This is a genomic window from Mycobacterium sp. DHQP2018-32-09 (assembly GCF_058148405.1).
In genome coordinates, this window is the sequence record NZ_JBYVYK010000116.1 from 1 (window position 1) to 959 (window position 959).

General features: G+C 76.1%; 1 protein-coding gene. It reads right to left on the reverse strand.

The window, feature by feature from the left end:
• Positions 1 to 88: 88 nt before the first annotated feature.
• Positions 89 to 959 (reverse strand): hypothetical protein (locus AC30CM_RS26930; RefSeq protein WP_490119965.1); only part of this gene is annotated, 871 nt, incomplete at its 5' end.

Consider the following 959-nt stretch of genomic DNA (forward strand, 5'->3'; position numbering starts at 1 on the left):
GCTGCGCGGTGGTGCTGCCGCCACGACGGCTGCTGCCGCCGCGGCGGCCGTGACCGCCTGCGGCGCCGCTCGGGACGCTGATCCCGCACTAGCCGATGCTCGGCAGCTCGTCGGCGGCGATCTCACACGCGGTCGCCTCGGCGGGCGGCCCGGCAGGTGTCCCGGCCGGTGTCTCGGCCGGTGTCTCGGTCGCTGGGAGTGGTTGAGCGAGTGGCTCACTCGGTAACGGCGCCGGCGGGAGCACGGGCTCGGGCTCGGTGATCCCCGGCTCGGCTCCCGGCTCCGGTTCGGGGTCGTCCGTGGGTTCGTCCTCGGCCTTGGGGTCCTTGGGGTCCTCGGTCTTGGGGTCCTCGGGGTCCTCGGGCTCACGCTCGGGGTCGGGATCCTCGGGCTCGGGGTCCACCGACGTGGGGTCCTCGGGTAATCCCAGGTCCGGCGGCTGCGTGCCGTCGGCGCCCGCGATGCTGCCGATCAAGTCGGCGAGCTGCGGCACCATCCCCGAGAGCCCCGAGAGCCCCGAGAGCCCCGACATACTGCCGGGGCCGGACATGCCGCCCAGCGACGGCACCGCCGCACCCAGGTCGGGCAACGGCGGCACGCCTGAACCGGCACCAGCACCCAGCTCCGGTGCCCCCGACGCGCCGCCGACCGCCGGCTGCGCCTCGATGCGGGCGACCGCCGCGTCGAAGGCCGCGGTCACCCTGTCGAACGACGAACGCATCTCGGCCACCAGGTCGGTGGCGACGTCCCGATCGACGAACGGCCGCACCTGCTGGTCCACCAGCTCACTGGCCGCCGGCACGTCACCCGCGCCGGTCGTCACGGTCCTGGCGGCCTCCAGCCACGCCGCGCGCGCTCCTGCGGGCCGGTCGTCCACCGCCAGCGCCGCGGCGACCTTGGCGTCCACGGCGGCCCACAGCTCCTCCCGCAGCCGAGCGGTGGCGGCCGCCGCCTCGGCG